This is a genomic window from Roseovarius maritimus, assembly GCF_043355895.2.
GTDB lineage: Bacteria > Pseudomonadota > Alphaproteobacteria > Rhodobacterales > Rhodobacteraceae > Roseovarius > Roseovarius maritimus.
Window position 1 is genome coordinate 86,288 of sequence record NZ_JBHFPF020000004.1, and the last position, 15,880, is coordinate 102,167.

Below are 15,880 nucleotides of genomic sequence, written 5' to 3' on the forward strand. Positions count from 1 at the left end.
CAAATTCGGAGAGAAACATGATCGGTCTTATCGGGATAGTCGTCATTTTCGTGATGGTCTTCGGTGGCTATCTTGCTGCCGGTGGCAAGCTGGGGATCATTCTGAAATCGTTGCCGTTCGAGATGATGATGATTGGCGGTGCTGCAACCGGGGCATTTCTGCTGAGCAATGACATGGCGGGTGTCAAGCACACGATCAAGGATATCGGCAAGGTTTTCAAAGGGGCGAAGTGGAAGCAGTCCGACTACCGCGATTTGCTTTGCCTGCTGTTCGAGCTGGTGAAGCTCGCGCGTCAAAACCCCGTTGCCATTGAAGAACATATCGAAGTGCCGGAGACGTCATCAATATTTGGCAAGTTCCCTCGGATATTGGCTGACAAGGAAGCGGTCGCATTGATTAGCGATACGTTGCGGTCAGCCTCCATGAATTATGATGACCCGCACCAGGTGGAGGAGGTGCTTGAAAAGCGCATGGATGCGACATTGCACCATGCTTTGCACTCCAGTCACGCACTACAGACCATGGCGGACGGCCTTCCGGCCCTCGGGATTGTCGCGGCTGTTCTTGGGGTAATCAAGACGATGGCATCAATTGATCAACCGCCGGAGATTCTGGGAAAAATGATTGGCGGAGCTCTTGTCGGAACATTTCTTGGCGTTTTTCTGGCATACGGTTTGGTCGGCCCGTTCGCCGCCAAGGTGAAAGCGGTTATCGAAGAAGATGCGCATTTCTATCATTTGATCCGTGAAGTCTTGGCGGCGAACTTGCACAATCATGCGACCAACATTTGCATAGAAGTCGGTCGACAAAATACACCGGCTCATTGTCGACCCTCTTTTGCTGACCTCGAAGAAGCTTTGAAATCCGTGAAGCAGGATGCTGCGTGATGTCAGCGCGCTATAAATTTGCTGTTCTATTCAGCCTTGTTTTGGCAATGACGCCGGCCTTGGCTCAAGATATCATGGTCAGATCTGGTGAGCATGATGGCTTCTCACGTATTGTCGTCGATATGCCCAAACGTGTGCCGTGGACAATGAGTGAAGATGGCAACCGCCTTGAGATTCGTTTTGAAGATGTTTCAGGTAAAATCAAGGTCGATAAGGTTTTTGATAGGCTCTCCAATAATCGAATTGTGGCTGTGGATCCTTTGCCGGATGGGCTGGGGCTCGCTTTGGAAATGTCATGTGACTGCATCGCCGATGTGGCATGGCACGGTCTTGGAATGTTTGTAATCGATATCCTCGCTGATCCCGAGCGTGTAGAAGAACATTCAGGCCAGGACCTTGGTGCTTTGAAGGTCTTAAATTTCGACGAGGGGCCGGAGCTTGCGTCGCCGAGTAGGCTGCCACATACGTCAGATCAACTCTGGCGGGACTGGTTCTACTCGCTGGACTTTCCAAAGTCAGCCGGCGCAACTCAATCTATGGAGGAGATCCGGGCGTCTATTGCTCAAGATCTTTCCGAGGCAGCAACGATGGGCTTGCTCAATCTGGATGGTAATCTCGATAATGCGGAAGAAAGCGCGAGTTCCATATCAAGCACATCGAGCAGTTCTGAGCCCAATGTCGACTCCTCGAGTCCCTTTGCTCATAACCAAGTGAATTATGGCGTAAAAAGCGCAGCCGAGTTGAATTCAAAGAACAGCGCCTCGGAAACCGATCATACGATAAATGGCACTCAATGTATCGATGACAAATTGATAAGTTTGAAGGACTGGGGTGATAATTCATCTTTCGCGCATCAAATTGGAAATGCGCGTATTCGGTCCATGGGCGAATTTGACCGTTTCCTGCCTGAAGAAATGCTGCACCTCGCGCGTCTTTACTTGCATTTTGGTTTTGGAAAGGAAGCCATGCAGGTCATTGATGTCTCTGGCCTGAAAGGTCCAGCTGCAGATGCCGTGCTTTCTTTGGCCCGAGTGATCGAACAGGAGGCCGGCGGGGGCGACGCTTTCGCACATCAGATTGATTGCGATGCGCAGGTGTCTCTTTGGTCCGCGCTGGTGAGTGCAGAACAGGCTTTCGAACAATCGCCAAACGTCAATGCGATGCTGCGTACTCTGACAGGGTATCCGTCACATTTGCGGTCTTTGATCGGTCCTCGTCTTGCGAGAGCATTTTCAGCCCGTGGGCGACAGGATGATTCCACTCGCATCTTGCGTGTTCTGAGCCAACGATCAGATGATGCGACAGACGCTTATGAAATGGCACACGCTGAAACGCTGCGGGACGCTGAACATTCAGAATCTGTAGCAGAGGCGTATGAGAATATAGTTTCTAAAAACAGTGAACATTCTGTGGAAGCTTTGGTTGATATGATCTGGGCACGTTTGGACGCTGAGGAGCCCCTAGAGCCTAGAATCATTGATCTAATCGAGAGCTACATCCGAGAAAATAGGGACGCAGATATTGGTGACGATTTACTCGATGCTCAGATCGCAGCTTTGGCCGAGTTGGGGCAGTTTGAAAAAGCTTTCGATCTGTTGAAAGGCCGTTCAGGGTCTGTCGCGAACGGCAGCGACAGGATGGAGAGAGTCTTGACTGCCAACCTAGTCAAAGATGCCAGCGACATGGTGTTCTTGAAATACGCACTGATAGAGGAAACAACAAAAATGCCAAGGGCACCATTGAGTGCATCACTTGAGATGGCTCAACGCCTGTTCCGTCTGGGATTTCGTGAAGAAGCTCAACTGTATCTAGATCGCTCAAAAGATAAAACCTTGGCTGCTCACCGGCTATTACAAGCCAGCCTTCATATCGCATCGTCGAATCCTGATGCGGCGTTGCGTAGCCTTGTGGAAGTGGGTGGCTCTGAAGCAGATACTCTACGGGCGCAGGCACACAGTCTTGCTGGTGATCATCGAGCGGCTCATCTAGCTTACATCGCCGCCGGTAATACAAAAGATGGCCTGAGAGAGGCGCTGCTTGCGGAAGCTTGGAAGGATGCAAGAAATATTGCCGACCCGATAATGGCGGATGTGATTTTTGAAGAGGATCAGACCGTTCAACGCGCAGAGGATGGGCAGCTGCAGGGCGCCGTGCGACTTCTGGAGCAAAGCAACAATGCACGCGATAAAATTTCGCAACTCTTGAGTGGTTCACTACCTGTCGATGCCGCTGCCTCACGATGAGTAAATTTGCTTACACTTTTTAAATGTATCACCACTAATTTGATCCATGACTGCACAATGTAGAAGTGGGAATCTTATTTTGACCTTATCCAAACGTCTCTCCAGAGTTACTTGCGCTGGGAAGAAAGTGGCGCTTCGGCTGCATGCCGTGGTGTTAGGTATTCCATACTGCTCCAGCGTTATCAGCATTCTGATTTCGATCCATTCATCGCCCTCCTTTGCAGTAAATACATCAGAAATATGTGATCGGGCGGCTCAGAGCGCATCCCGCCGAACTGGTGTCCCTCTTGACGTCTTGCGCGCCATCACGCGGAGTGAGACCGGGCGCACTGTTGCAGGCGAACTCCAGCCGTGGCCATGGACGGTCAATATGGAGGGCGTAGGGAAATGGTTTTCGACGCGAACCGACGCCTTGAATTACGTATTTTCAAATCATGGAAAAGGAGCGCGCAGTTTCGATGTCGGTTGCTTTCAGGTGAATTACAGGTGGCACGGTCAGAATTTTAATTCGATCAATCATATGTTCGATCCTGAAGAGAACGCTCTTTATGCCGCCGGTTTCCTGAAGCGCCTCCAGGACGAGATGGGCGATTGGTCAAAAGCGGCGGGTGCCTATCATTCCAGGACACCAGCGCACGCGACCGGGTACCGCGCCCGTTTTGACGAAGTTTTGGCTTCATTGCCGAATCCGGGCCCGATGAATGCTGTAATTCGACCTCGGCTGAAAGACTCTGAGGCGGATTCGACCACCAATCAGCCGCAGCCCAGTCGCCGGAACCCCTATCCTTTTTTGAAAGTTGCCAAAGTCGAAACGCGCTTTGGCTCGCTGGTGCCTTTGGCTGCGGCCGGTACGGGCGGACATCTTTTTGCAGAAATGGAGGCACTTAAGTGAGCCGTTTTTCAGTGCGCGACGTCTTTCAGCCAACTGTGCTTCTGGCCTTGGCGCTTATGGCTATCATCGTGATGATGATTCTGCCTGTGCCCTCCTGGGTGCTTGATGTTGGGCTTGCGGCTTCCTTCGGATTGGCGATCCTGATTTTCACGGTGACTCTTTTCATCGAGCGACCTCTTGATTTCTCGGCGTTTCCAACAATTCTCCTCGCGTCGTTGATGCTACGACTTTCCCTCAACGTATCGTCGACCAAGCTGATCATCGGGCAAGGCCATACAGGCACGGATGCGGCCGGCAACGTGATTGAGGGCTTTGCAAGCTTCGTGATGAGCGGGAGTGTCTTCCTAGGCCTCGTCGTCTTCGGTGTGCTGCTAATCGTCAACTTCATGGTCATAACCAAAGGTGCCGCACGGATGGCTGAAGTCGGTGCCAGATTTGCCTTGGACGGCATGCCGGGCAAGCAGTTGGCAATCGACAGCGATATGTCTGCCGGCGCCATTGATCATCGCCAGGCGCGCGAAAGACGCGAACGCGAGCAACAGGAGACCACCTTTTTTGGGTCGCTGGATGGTGCCTCAAAATTTGTCAAAGGTGATGCAGTTGCGGGACTTCTCATTACGTTGCTGAATCTCGTAATGGGGCTGATCATGGGAATCGTTGTGCACGACATGCCCTTGGGAACGGCCTTTGAGACGTATACGATCCTAACGGTCGGCGATGGATTGGTGACTCAGATACCGGCGGTCATCATCTCAATTGCCTCCGCGCTCTTGCTTGCGCGTGGGGGAAGCACGGGAGCAACGGATCTTGCCCTGACGGCACAACTGGGTCGCCATCCGGCAGCGATGGGAACGGTAGCGGTCCTGATGATAATGTTTGCGCTGGTGCCTGGGCTTCCCTTCATACCGTTCATGATTGGCGGCGTTGCATTGGGACTGATTGCCTATTTCAATTACAAAAAGGCAGCTGCCGATCCCGGCATCGATACAGCGGCCGTGACGGCCGAAAAACCGCGTGAGAAGTCCCTCGGCGATATTCTGGAACTTGACGATGTACACGTCGAGTTTGCGCCGGACCTCGTTAACCTTGTTCTCGACCCCGGAACAGGTCTGGATGCAAGGATCGCCAATATGCGCACGCATGTTGCCACCCGATATGGATTGATCCTGCCGGAAATTCGGCTGACCGATGATCCTTCCTTGCCGAGCGGTAGCTACGTCATTCGTATTCAGGGTGTCGAGCAGGGGCAAGCGCGTCTGAGGATTGATCAGATGCTCTTGCTTGACGTAGGGTCAGTCAAGGATCTGCCCCCGGGGGAGAAAGTGACGGAACCCGTTTACGGTGCTCCCGCACGATGGATCTCCGCGCAGGATCAAGAGGCCGCGGCGCTTTCCGGTGCGACCATTGTCGCCCCGACCGAGATATTGGCGACACATCTTCTTGAGATCATCAGGCGTAATTTGAGCCGGCTCCTGACGATGAAGGCGATGCGCAGGCTGCTCGACGAGATGATCAATCTAAGTGATCCCACGCGCTCAGAGGCCAATCGCAAACTTCTAGACGAAATGATCCCGGATCGCGTTCCCGCTGACCTCTTGCACGCGGTTCTGCGGCTCCTCCTGGCCGAGCAGGTGTCGGTGCGAAACCTGCCTCTGATCATCGAAGCGACCGCCGAAGCGCGCCAGATCGTACAAGGGCCCGATGCGATTTGCGAGCATGTGCGCCAGAGGCTGGGCTTCCAGTTGGTGGCAAATCTCCAGCGGGAGGACGGCACGCTGCCACTGATCCAGTTGGCGCCCGAATGGGAGGATACGTTTCAAACCTATCAGATGGATTCGGATCGCGGGCGGCTCGACGTGGCGCTGCCGCCGGAACTGTTCAACTCGCTAACCGCGTCCGTGTCGAGCGAAGTGGCGCGTGCGGCCGATATGGGGGTATTTCCTGCTATCGTGACCTCAACGGCGCGGCGCAGGTTCCTGCGCACAGTCCTTGCGGCGCGCAATATCGCAAATCCGGTGCTGTCATTCGAGGAGATTGGTGTGGATGCTCAACCTTCCTTGGTCGGCGTCGTCGCGGCATGAACGGGCTGGCGCAGCTCCTGCAGATCAGCCAGGACATCCTGTGGCTCCATGCGCTCGTCTTCCTCCGCGTCGGCCCGATCATTGCCCTCTTTCCCGGCTTTGGCGAACAGTATGTGCCGGTCCGGATCAAGTTGGTCGCCACGCTTGCGTTTACCGTGATCGTAGCTCCCGCCGCAGCGTCTGAGATGCCGTATATGACGGGTCCGCAGTTCTCGTTTACGTGGGTCATCATCACCGAGACGGCAATTGGCCTTATGATCGGCATCGGCTTGCGTATGTTCCTTCTGGCGCTGCAAATGGCGGGGTCAATGGCGGCACAGGCCACGTCGCTGTCGCAAATCCTCGGTTCGGCCGGTGCGACCCCGCTTCCGGCTATCGGCCATCTGCTGACCATGGGTGGGATCGCGCTGGCGATGATTCTTCATCTTCACGTGAATGTCGCGGCCATGGTCATCGCGACCTACAAGATCTTCGCCGTGGGGCAATTGCCTGCGGCATCTGCCATGTCGCAATGGGGTATATCACAGATTTCACAAGCTTTTTCGCTCGCGTTCAGTCTCGCGGCGCCATTCGTGCTGATCTCGGTGCTCTATAACCTGACCTTGGGAATCATTAACCGCGCGATGCCGCAGATGATGGTAATCTTTGTCGGCGCGCCGGTGATCACGGCGGGCGGATTGGTCCTTCTCTTCTTGCTGGCGCCGATCATGCTGGGGGTCTGGGCTGCGGCGTTTCAGGCGTATATCGCCAACCCATTCGGGCTGCGCTGATGTCCGGGCAGGAGGACGATAGCGACAAGACGCACGAGCCGACTCAGCACAAACTGGATGAGGCGCGCAAGAAGGGCGAGCTGGCGCGCTCGGCGGACCTGACTGCGGCGGGTGCCTATTGGGGCTTCCTTATAACGGGCCTGATCGCGGGCGCCTATTCGGTTGGACATGTCAGCACGCAGCTGATGGTGATGATAGATCAGGCCGATGGTCTGTCGCAGCTAATTTTTTCAGGGCATGCCGCCGCACCCATCGGCGGCATGATGGGCGCGCTCTTCGCTGGCCTCTCCGCATGGTTTATCCTGCCAGCGGCCTTTGCGCTGTTGATGCTCTTCGCCACACGCACCCTCGTGTTTTCACCCGGCAAGCTGGCGTTCAAGCTGTCGCGTATCAATCCGATTTCGAACGCCAAGAACAAGTACGGAACGAGCGGGCTGTTCGAGTTTGCCAAGAGCGCAGTCAAGCTCATCACCTATTCCATCGTCCTCGGCGTTTTCCTCAAGGGGCGACTGCCTGACCTGGAAGGCTCGCTCTATGCCGAGCCTGGCGGCATCGGCGCGCTGCTTGGCCAAGTGCTGATCGAATTCATGCTGGTCGTCTGCATCGTGGCGCTTGTGATCGGGGGCATCGATTTTATGTGGCAGCATTTCGATCATCTTCGCAAAAACCGCATGTCGCATCAGGAGCTTCGGGACGAGGCCAAGCAGCAAGAGGGTGACCCGCACATGAAAGGCGAGCGGCGCGCGCGCGGGGCCCAGATTGCATCCGAACAGATGATGGCCGATGTGCCCAAGGCAGATGTGATACTGGTGAATCCGACCCATTACGCCGTTGCGCTGAAATGGAGCCGCGAGCCGGGCGCCGCACCGCACTGTGTCGCGAAGGGCGTCGATCATATGGCGCTGGCGATTCGCGAGATCGCGGCGGAACATGGCGTGCCCATCCGGCATGATCCCCCAACCGCGCGGGCGCTCTATGCGACGACGCGCATTGGCGAGCAGATCGATCCGAACCACTACCGGGCCGTCGCCGCGGCCATCCGTTTTGCCGAAACCATGCGCCGCCGTGCAAAAGGACGGCCATGAGCGATTTGCACCAGCTAAAACGCGCTATGGATGCGGCCTATCAGGCGGCGCAGGCCACGGTTCAGGACATCGTCCGGCAGGAGGCGGAGCTTCGAAAGGAACTTTCCGAGTTGGAGGTCAAGCGTGTCGCCGCGCGCGCGCTTCCCCAGAAGGAGCTGGCAGCGCCGAGGGCCATCGGAGCAGACCTTTTGTGGCAGGGCTGGACGCAGCGCACACGGCAAGAGCTGAACATCCAGCTGGCACAGGTGCTGGTGCGCAAGGCAGAGAAGATGAACGCGCTACGCCAGGCCTTCGGCAAGGCGGAAGCGGTCAGCAAACTGATTGCGCACGAGAAAACGGCCCGGTGCAAACGTGCACAGGGCCGCGACGCAGAGCGCGATCAGTCTTTGGTTTTGCTCCGGGCTACATCTGCTGCCGGGCGAAATCCGTAATCAGGACGCTCTTCACGCTTTCACCCAGAATTCCGTTGGCGACGTCGGTCAGCCCGTTGCGCAAGGTATCGAGCTTGGCCGTGTCGGTGAAAACGCCTGCAAAGCCGCCCATATTCGCATGGTCGAACATCACCTGCAGAAACGAATCCCGCAGCTTCAGTTCATGCTGATACACGGCGTCTGCCTGTCCCTGCGCCATCTCGAGGCTGAGAGACATGACCATCATCGCCTCGACCCGATCACGATCGACGACCGGCACGACGAACTGGTTGTTCAGTTTGACATAGTCCACATCGCCCGTTCCGCCGTGCCTGCGATCGGCGGCGGCATGCCTGGTATCGCCAGCCGCTTCGGTTTGCTCTGCTGGCGCATGCTCCGAGTCACTTGCGCTGGCCTCGGCATGAGGCGGTGGGGCATTGGGGCGCAGCGCCAGGCCCGCCCCGACGCCGCCGCCGATCCCGACCAACATGAAAACGAGAGGAAGGAGTTTTTTCATTAGAGAACCTTTCAGAAGGGTAGAACGGCATCGAGGATCTGCTGGCCGTAGCGCGGCTGTTGCATGTCGGTGATCTGTCCACGCCCGCCGTACGAGATGCGGGCCGATGCGATCTTGTCGTAGGTGATCTCATTCTGCCGCGAGATGTCTTCGGGCCGCACGTAGCCTGTGACCAGCAGCTCGCGCATCTCGTAATTGACGCGCACCTCCTGGCTGCCCTGGATCGACAGAACGCCATTGGGCAGGACCTGCATGATCGTGGCGGCGACGCGCAGCGTCAGTTCCTCCCGTCGGCTGACCGAGCCGTCGCCCCCGGATTTGCTGGCCGAGTTGATCGACACCGCATCCGCCATGCTGGCTCCATCGGGCAATTTTTCATCGGCGCGTTGCGGCAGGCCGAAAAGCTGCGGAATCCCAAGGCTTTCCGAGCCAGAGCGCGAGCGCGATGTCGAATTGGAAATTTCGGCCTCGTCATCGATCTCGATGACAACGGTCAGGATGTCGCCGCGCTTCATCGCGCGCCGATCCCCCAGGAGTGACTGCTGGCCGGCAGTCCAGAGTGAGGCCTGATCGGCGCGGCGTCGATACGTCGTCGTCTCCGGCAGGCCGGAGCTGAACATCGCGGCCTGCTCGACCGAGTCGTTAAGCGGGGTGAATTCGGGCGGCTTGCCGATATGGCCCGCGCGGCCACAAGCGGCGACGCCCAGGATAAGGCAAAAACTGGTGAGATAGGGACGCATGTGTGAGCCTCCTAATGGGATACGAGAACGCGGCCGTCGGGCAGAACCTGCCCCGAGACGGTGACCCGCGACGACATGTTCATGACGCGCACCATTTCCCCCGGCCCTGCCCGCGACAATGAACGGCCCTCCGCGGTGATGCTGAGACCAGATTGGTCATAGATGAGCGAGATGATCTGGTTGCGCTCAACCAGGGCGGGCGGGCCGACATCGCCAGGCCGGATTGGCCGGCCTGCATAAAGTGCGACGCGCGCTTCCTGGCCGGCGATCAGCGCCGGGTCGGAGATGGCGCCGATTACGTCGACATTCTTCACCACCAGATCCTGCGGCGAAATGAGGCTTTGGGCGCGGATGGTGCGCGCCGCAAGAACGGTATCGGCGGCGGCGGGTGCGGCCGTCAGGCAGGCGGCAAAGGCGAGGCGTATCATCAGCGCACCTGCGTCGTTGCGCCAAGCATCTGGTCGGCGGCGGAAATAACCTTGGAATTCAGCTCATACCCGCGCTGCGCCTCGATCAGCTCGGTGATCTCGCGCACGGGGTCGACGGAGCTGTCCTCAAGATAGCCCTGCCGCAATGTGCCAAGCCCGTCCTGACCCGGCGTCGTGCTGAGCGCCGGGCCTGAGGCCTCGGTTTCCGTAAAGAGGTTGCTGCCGCGCGCCTCGAGACCCTTGGGATTGGTGAAATTGGCGAGAGTGAACTGGCCCAGGAGTTGCGCCTCGGGCGTGTTCTGAAAATAGGCGTATACCTCGCCATCGGCGTTGATCGAGATGCTGCGCGCATCGTCGGGAATGACGATCTCGGGGGCAACTGGAAAGCCGTCGGAGGTGACAATCACACCATCCGCCGAGCGCTTGAGCGCGCCGTCCCGCGTGTAGCCCGCTTCGCCCGACGGCAGTTGTATCTCAAGGTAGCCGTTGCCTTCGATGGCCAGATCCAGATCACCATTCGTCGCCGAGAGCGAGCCTTGCGACAGGTGCACCGATACGGCAGCGGGGCGTACCCCGAGTCCCAATTGCACGCCGGTGGGCAGGATGGTGCCATCCGCGGCATTCACACTGCCCGGTCGGCTAAGCTGTTGATAGTGAAGATCGGCAAACTCGGCGCGGCGCGCATTGTAGCCGGTGGTCGACATGTTCGCGAGGTTGTTCGAGATCGTCTCGACCCGCATTTGCTGAGCCGCCATGCCTGTGGCCGCGATTTTGAGGGCACGCATAAGGTGTCTCCTATCTGGTTTGGATAAAGGTCTGGACGGCGGATCGAATGCGCTTGTCCTCGCTTTCGAGGAAGCTCTGCCCCATCTCGTAGGCGCGCTGAATTTCGATCATACGGGCCATCTGGCTGATCGGATCGACATTCGCGCCCTCTAAAAAGCCTTGCAGGATGCGGCCATTCTCGGCGGGCTCATAGCCTGCGCCCGAGCGGAACATGACGCCATCCTCTCGGGTCAGGCCGACCCGGTCGAGCGGGGTGACCAGGCCGATCTGGGCTAGCGGGCGGCCATCATCGCTGATCGTTCCATCGGGCGAGACGCTGAGCGCCGTGGCATCGGGCGGGATGAAGACCGGCGCTCCGCCCGCATCCAGCACGCGGTAGCCGTCATTGGTCACCATGTCGCCTTCGGCCGAGACCGAGAAGCTGCCGGCGCGCGTCAATCGCTCGCCCGCCGGCGTTTCGATCAGGAAAAAGCCGTCGCCCTCGATCGCGAAATCCAGCGTACCGGCGGTTTGCGTGATCGCACCCTGCAGCATCGAGGTGTTGCGCACATTCGCCGTCGCCATTGAGAGCGACGGGCCGTTCTCGATACGCGCGACATGCTCCGCAAAGACCAGGCCCTCCTGGCGATAGCCGGTGGTCGCGGCATTTGCGATATTGTTGGCGACAACCTGCATTTCGCGCAAGAGGCCCGACTGCCGTGTCAGCGTTGTATATCCTGCATTTTCCATAGCCTACCCTCCTATGATCAGCGGTATCAGCCGATCCTGAAAGAACGACACCAGCGCCGTGGTCATGAAGCCCATCGTGACCCAGAAAACAGCGACGATCGCCGCCAGCTTGGGCACGAAGGTAAGCGTCATCTCCTGGATCGAGGTCAGCGCCTGAAAGAGGCCGACAACGAGGCCAGCTACCAGCGCCACGGTCAAGATGGGGATCGAGATGACGACGGCCACCCAAAGCCCCTGCCTGAGCGTGTCGTAGAAAATCACTTCGTTATGCATGGGCCTAGACCGGCATCCGCAGGATTTCCTGGTAGGCCTCGACCACCTTGTCGCGCACGGTCACGGCAGTTTCGACCGCCAGTTCGGTCTGGGCGAGGGCCTGCACAAGGGCGTGCGGGTCGGCATCGCCGGTCATGGCGGCAGTGGATATCGCCTCGCTTTCCTGCAGGGTCGCGGCAAAATCGCGGGCGAGGTTCGTGGCCAGTTGCGATGGGCCGCCGCTGCCTGCCGTGGGTTCCGTGGCAGGGCGGGCGGCGGCGTATCGACCGGCTGCGCTGAGTGCTGTGAGTTCCATTCTGGAAGTCCTTTCCGAGTGAGTGTGAATAAAATCGGGGGTTAGCGGCGCAAGAGATCCATCAGGCTGGACGACATCTGCCGCGCCTGATCGAACATCTTGAGGTTTGCCTCATAGCTGCGCTGTGCCTCGCGAGCGTCGGCGATTTCGATGATCAGCTCGACGTTCGAGCCGGCGTAATTTCCGCTCTCATCCGCCATCGGATGGGAGGGATCGTAAATCTCCTCCAGCTCGCTCTGATCAAGGTGAACACGCCCGGTTTCGACAGCGCCAGTCGTGCCGCCATGCATCACGGTCTCGAAGGCAACCGTCTTGCGCCGGTAGCCGGGCGTGTCGCTATTGGCGATATTCTCGGACAGGTGGCGCAGACGCGCCGATTGTGCCCGCAATCCTGACGACGATACGGACAGGGAATCGGAAAAATCGCTCATAACATGTCTCCTTTAACGGCGCCCGGTAGCGGCGCGCAGAACGGTGAGGGACGATTTGTAGATGGCGAGCGCGCGGTCATGCTGGCGCTTGGCGTCGACTGCCTTGAGCATCTCCTGCTCAAGCGCGACCGAGTTGCCGTTTGGATCGGATTGGCCTGCTTCGCTGTCACGCGTCTCGATGGCGAACCCCCCGGCATTGTCGCTGATATGGCCGGGCCGTGTGGCGCGCTGGGCAAAACTTGCGGTGCCTGAATAGGTTTCGGCAAAGGGCGCGACGTCGCGCGCGGTGTAACCGGGCGTGTCCGCATTCGCGATGTTCCGGGCCAGGACAGATTGCCGTGCGCCGGCATGCTGCGCCATGGCATGGGCCATTTTGAATATCTGAAGGTTTTCGAACATCGGCTGCCTCTTTCTCGTCGTCTTCAACCAAGGATTAACTCTGATTCCTTTAGAAATTGTTTTCAGAAGATTTTTGGAGAGTTCGATGCGAGCAAACGACCTTGGTGGCCTTGGGGCCGAAATCGCCGGACTGCATGCGGTGCACGCGGTCGGACGTGTCAGCGCGGTTTCGGGCGCCACGATCGAGATCGCGGGCCTATCCGGTGAGGCGAGCCTTGGGGACAGGCTGCGCATCGGGCGCCGTGATGGCACTGAGCTATGGGGCGAAGTATTGGAACTGGCGCAGAGTCGGGTCGTGATGTTGCCTGACGAGGCGCCTATGGGCGTCTCGCTGGGGGATCGGGTGTCGCTGCGCGGGGCAGGGACGATTGCGCCTTCCGATGCATGGATCGGGCGCATCATTGATCCGTTCGGCCAACCCATGGATGGGCGGCCGTTGCTGCGCGGCCCCGTTGCGCGACCACTGCGCGCGGATCCGCCGGCCCCCGCGCAGCGGCGGCCGCTCGGCGCGCGGCTGGAAACCGGGATGACGGTCTTTAACACGTTCCTGCCCATCGTGCGCGGGCAACGCATCGGGCTTTTTGCCGGGTCTGGCGTGGGCAAGTCTAGCTTGCTTGCGCATCTCGGGCGGCACATGCAGGCAGACGTGGTGGTGTTTGCCATGATCGGTGAGCGGGGGCGCGAGTTGCGCGATTTCGTCGAAACCGTGCTGGGTACGGAAGGCATGGCCCGTTCTGTCGTCATTGCAGCGACCTCCGACAGGTCGGCCCTGGTGCGGCGCCGCTGCGCCTGGACGGCCATGACGGTGGCCGAGCATTTTCGGGCTCAGGGTCTCGAAGTCCTGTTGCTGGCAGACTCGATCACCCGCTTTGCCGAGGCGCATCGCGAGGTTGCGACCGCTGGCGGCGAAATGCCGAGCCTGCGCGGCTTTCCGGCCTCGACCTCGCACATGATCATGTCGCTCTGCGAACGGGCCGGGCCCGGTGTCGAAGGGGAGGGCAGCATCACCGGCATTTTCAGCGTGCTGGTCGCGGGGTCGGATATGGATGAGCCCGTGGCGGATATCCTGCGCGGCGTTCTTGATGGGCATGTGGTGATGGACCGCGCAATTGCCGAGCGGGGCCGATATCCGGCCATAGATGTTCTTCGCTCTGTCTCGCGTAGCCTGCCGCGCGCGGCCAGCGATGATGAGAACGATCTGCTCAGGCGCGCGCGCTGTCTTATGGGGGCCTATGACCGGTCCGAGACGATGATTCGCGCCGGGCTCTACGCTGCGGGCAGCGATCCAGAGCTCGACACCGCGATCCGTGCCTGGCCAGAGATTGACCGTTATTTGGCGGAGGAGGAGATGAGTGGGTCGAAGAACAGCTTTGACAAGCTCGGATTGATCTTGCGCCGCGCCGAGGCGTCTCAGAGCAGCTCGCGAAAGACAAAGAGTCCGGCGATCCTGACAACACCAGACCGGACAGCCGGCGGACCGAGCCGCAGCAGCGGCGTAAGGCTGCAATAACGTTGCAGTTGCACCCACGTCGCTGCTTTGGCGCGACTAGACTATTCCTTGCGTGGACCTTCTGAGCTACCCCGCGAAATTCGGACACTCACATAAGCTACAATTTGCAGTCTGGTCGACCTTCGACGAGAAGGAGATCAGAGATATCGAAACGCAAGCAGCACGTGCCGGAGTTCAAGGCGAAGGTCGCGCTGGAAGGCCTGAAGGGTGAGGAAACGGCGGCCGAGCTGGCGAGCCGGTTCGGGATGCATCCTACGATGATCCATCAGTGGAAGCGGGCGCTACTCGAAGGCGCTTCTGGTGTGTTCGAGTGCGGGGCGCGGAAAAAGCCCGAGATCGACGAGGAGCAGGTGAAGGAGCGCCACGCCAAGATCGGGTGAATGGGCGGGTGAACACCAATGGTCCGAGAGACACCGCCCCTGCGGTGGGCAACTCTTTTTTTTGGAACGAAAGCTGAAGCCCTGAGGCGGAAAGTGAAGTACGACATGATCGAGCCCAACCACCCCCAGCTGTCCATCGGTCAGCAGTGTAAGCTGCTGTCGATCTCGCGTTCGTCTTTTTACTACGAGCCGAGGGGAGAGACCGAACAGAACCTCGGTCTGATGCGGCGGATCGATGAGCAGTTCCTGGAGACGCCGTTCTTCGGTGTCCGGCACCCTCTCGGGACATTGCTACGCAATGCCCTGCCAGGCAGCGGATGACCTGGCATCTGCGCAACGCCGGCCACCTCGTGAACGAGAAGCGTATCCGGCGGCTGATGCGCCTTATGGGGCTCATGCCGTTCTATCAGAAGCCCAACACCAGCAGGCCAGAGAAGGGGCACAAGACATATCCCTACCTGCTGAGAGGTCTACGGATGGATCGTCCGAACCGGGTCTGGTGCTCGGACATTACCTACCTGCCCATGCGGCGCAGATTCCTCTACCTCGTGACGACCATGGATTGGCACACGCGCAAGGTGCTGGCTTGGCGCATCTCAAACACGCTGGAGGCCGACTTCTAAGTCGAGGCACTGAGCCGAGGCCATCCACAAGTTCGGCCCGCCCGAGATAGTGAATACCGATCAGGGCAGCCAGTTCACCTCCTTCGCCTGGACCGACCTTTTGCGCCGGAGCGGCCTGCGCATCTCGATGGACGGAAAGGACTGGTTCCTCGACAACATCTTCATCGCGAGGCTTTGGCGAACCCTGAAATACGAGTGCGTCTACCTGCATGGCTGGGAGACCGGATCAGAAACGAAAGCGGCCATCAGGAAATGGATGACCTTCTACAACCACCAGCGCCCTCACTCAGCTCTCGGCGGCAAGCCACCGGCGCTGGTCTATTGGCAGATAAATGATATCAACAATCCCGGTCAGCAGGTGCAACGAGTAGCTTAAATTAGGCCAGATCCTGTCTAGGAGA

17 protein-coding genes and 1 pseudogene are annotated in these 15,880 nt (G+C 58.7%); 9 read left to right on the forward strand and 9 right to left on the reverse strand.

Translation table 11 applies throughout. The features are described from left to right. Positions 1-17: 17 nt before the first annotated feature. The 7 genes from motA (at position 18) to ACEWPM_RS10020 (ending at position 8,389) form a co-directional block, all read left to right on the forward strand. The gene (gene motA, locus ACEWPM_RS09990) at positions 18-887 is read left to right on the forward strand and encodes a flagellar motor stator protein MotA (RefSeq protein WP_393962147.1); all 870 of its coding nucleotides are present in this window, start codon (positions 18-20) and stop codon (positions 885-887) included. Beyond that, on the forward strand, positions 887-3,130 hold the full coding sequence (locus ACEWPM_RS09995; RefSeq protein ID WP_393962146.1) for a hypothetical protein: 2,244 nt from the start codon (positions 887-889) through the stop codon (positions 3,128-3,130). Before motA ends, ACEWPM_RS09995 begins: the two co-directional genes overlap by 1 nt. A 79-nt stretch (positions 3,131-3,209) precedes the next feature. After that, complete coding sequence (locus ACEWPM_RS10000; protein WP_420768016.1) at positions 3,210-4,022, forward strand: transglycosylase SLT domain-containing protein; 813 nt, start codon at positions 3,210-3,212, stop codon at positions 4,020-4,022. Positions 4,023-4,078: 56 nt separating this feature from the next. Next, the gene (flhA, locus tag ACEWPM_RS10005; RefSeq protein WP_393962214.1) at positions 4,079-6,103 is read left to right on the forward strand and encodes a flagellar biosynthesis protein FlhA; all 2,025 of its coding nucleotides are present in this window, start codon (positions 4,079-4,081) and stop codon (positions 6,101-6,103) included. After that, positions 6,100-6,873 (forward strand): flagellar biosynthetic protein FliR, encoded by a 774-nt coding sequence (locus tag ACEWPM_RS10010; RefSeq protein ID WP_393962144.1) that lies wholly within the window; start codon positions 6,100-6,102, stop codon positions 6,871-6,873. The genes flhA and ACEWPM_RS10010 overlap by 4 nt, the downstream gene beginning before the upstream one ends. Continuing rightward, positions 6,873-7,958 (forward strand): EscU/YscU/HrcU family type III secretion system export apparatus switch protein, encoded by a 1,086-nt coding sequence (locus ACEWPM_RS10015; RefSeq protein WP_393962143.1) that lies wholly within the window; start codon positions 6,873-6,875, stop codon positions 7,956-7,958. The genes ACEWPM_RS10010 and ACEWPM_RS10015 overlap by 1 nt, the downstream gene beginning before the upstream one ends. Further along, positions 7,955-8,389, forward strand: a complete 435-nt coding sequence (locus ACEWPM_RS10020; protein WP_393962142.1) for a hypothetical protein — start codon at positions 7,955-7,957, stop codon at positions 8,387-8,389. The genes ACEWPM_RS10015 and ACEWPM_RS10020 overlap by 4 nt, the downstream gene beginning before the upstream one ends. Here ACEWPM_RS10020 and ACEWPM_RS10025 read toward each other — a convergent pair. The 9 genes from ACEWPM_RS10025 to ACEWPM_RS10065 are packed head-to-tail and all read right to left on the reverse strand — an operon-like array spanning position 8,361 to position 12,966. Continuing rightward, positions 8,361-8,885, reverse strand: coding sequence for a flagellar basal body-associated FliL family protein (locus tag ACEWPM_RS10025; protein ID WP_393962141.1), 525 nt, complete (start codon positions 8,883-8,885; stop codon positions 8,361-8,363). The two genes, ACEWPM_RS10020 and ACEWPM_RS10025, sit on opposite strands and share 29 nt — an antisense overlap. A gap of 11 nt (positions 8,886-8,896) precedes the next feature. Next, positions 8,897-9,625, reverse strand: a complete 729-nt coding sequence (gene flgH, locus ACEWPM_RS10030; RefSeq protein WP_393962140.1) for a flagellar basal body L-ring protein FlgH — start codon at positions 9,623-9,625, stop codon at positions 8,897-8,899. 11 nt (positions 9,626-9,636) lie between these two features. Then, positions 9,637-10,053, reverse strand: a complete 417-nt coding sequence (gene flgA, locus ACEWPM_RS10035; RefSeq protein WP_393962139.1) for a flagellar basal body P-ring formation chaperone FlgA — start codon at positions 10,051-10,053, stop codon at positions 9,637-9,639. Beyond that, the gene (gene flgG, locus ACEWPM_RS10040; RefSeq protein ID WP_393962138.1) at positions 10,053-10,838 is read right to left on the reverse strand and encodes a flagellar basal-body rod protein FlgG; all 786 of its coding nucleotides are present in this window, start codon (positions 10,836-10,838) and stop codon (positions 10,053-10,055) included. Before flgG ends, flgA begins: the two co-directional genes overlap by 1 nt. A 10-nt stretch (positions 10,839-10,848) precedes the next feature. Next, entirely contained in the window at positions 10,849-11,568 is a 720-nt protein-coding gene (locus ACEWPM_RS10045; protein ID WP_393962137.1) for a flagellar hook-basal body complex protein, read from the reverse strand. Between the two features lie 3 nt (positions 11,569-11,571). Next, entirely contained in the window at positions 11,572-11,841 is a 270-nt protein-coding gene (locus ACEWPM_RS10050; protein WP_393962136.1) for a flagellar biosynthetic protein FliQ, read from the reverse strand. Positions 11,842-11,845: 4 nt separating this feature from the next. Further along, positions 11,846-12,136, reverse strand: coding sequence for a flagellar hook-basal body complex protein FliE (gene fliE / locus ACEWPM_RS10055; protein ID WP_393962135.1), 291 nt, complete (start codon positions 12,134-12,136; stop codon positions 11,846-11,848). A gap of 41 nt (positions 12,137-12,177) precedes the next feature. Then, the gene (gene flgC, locus ACEWPM_RS10060; protein ID WP_393962134.1) at positions 12,178-12,567 is read right to left on the reverse strand and encodes a flagellar basal body rod protein FlgC; all 390 of its coding nucleotides are present in this window, start codon (positions 12,565-12,567) and stop codon (positions 12,178-12,180) included. A 12-nt stretch (positions 12,568-12,579) separates the two neighbouring features. Further along, complete coding sequence (locus tag ACEWPM_RS10065; RefSeq protein ID WP_393962133.1) at positions 12,580-12,966, reverse strand: FlgB family protein; 387 nt, start codon at positions 12,964-12,966, stop codon at positions 12,580-12,582. Between the two features lie 85 nt (positions 12,967-13,051). Here ACEWPM_RS10065 and ACEWPM_RS10070 point away from each other — a divergent pair, with 85 nt between their 5' ends. Further along, positions 13,052-14,476 (forward strand): FliI/YscN family ATPase, encoded by a 1,425-nt coding sequence (locus ACEWPM_RS10070; RefSeq protein WP_393962132.1) that lies wholly within the window; start codon positions 13,052-13,054, stop codon positions 14,474-14,476. A 143-nt stretch (positions 14,477-14,619) separates the two neighbouring features. Next, positions 14,620-15,855: pseudogene (locus ACEWPM_RS10075) on the forward strand (IS3 family transposase). The last annotated feature ends 25 nt before the right edge of the window (positions 15,856-15,880 follow it).